Here is a 590-nt window from a genome sequence, read left to right as displayed (position 1 = left end):
AGCAATATCCAACTGACGGAAAAGCGATATGCAGCAATGATGGAACTTATGCAAGCAAAGAAATCCAAGACAATAGAGCCCCCATACCGCAAATCATAAAAGCCTTGCCACGATTTATATTCATGACGACACCAACCCATAGTTCCTTTTCCGTCAGTGGCAATTCCCTTGAATACCTTATTGGCATATCTCCTGAGATTATGGCATACGGGTATCATCGTGGAATCAACGAATGTTATGCCGGTACATCTTCCGAAAGCTCCCAGATTAAGGAAGAACATGAGCTGGAAGAACACGCGGCTTTCCAACTCCAAAAGCGGTTGTACGACACGGCTTTCGGAAAATAAGACTTCATCGTACCCTTAATAAAGAACAGGTAGTAGTGCTTGAAATTGCGGAATGTACCGAAATGGAAATACAACAGAATCGTCATGATTTCACTGTCGGACAACGATGCTGCACGCCGTCTACGCTTCACTCCGATATTGTCTTCCAGCAAATTTCCTGCATTTTCTGCATCAAAATGTTTGCAAAACTCGTCTATAATACAAAATAATTCTGTAACTTTGTAATCGGTAGTCATATTAAAT

The 590-nt window shown here is 41.5% G+C and carries 1 pseudogene; it reads right to left on the bottom strand.

The window, feature by feature from the left end:
- Positions 1-113: 113 nt before the first annotated feature.
- A pseudogene (locus tag ST42_RS05005) lies at positions 114-583 on the bottom strand (transposase); the annotation flags it as partial.
- Between the last annotated feature and the right edge of the window lie 7 nt (positions 584-590).

It is taken from the genome of Prevotella pectinovora, from assembly GCF_000834015.1.
Classification (GTDB): Bacteria; Bacteroidota; Bacteroidia; order Bacteroidales; family Bacteroidaceae; genus Prevotella; species Prevotella pectinovora.
This window is presented reverse-complemented; position numbering and strand designations above follow the sequence as displayed.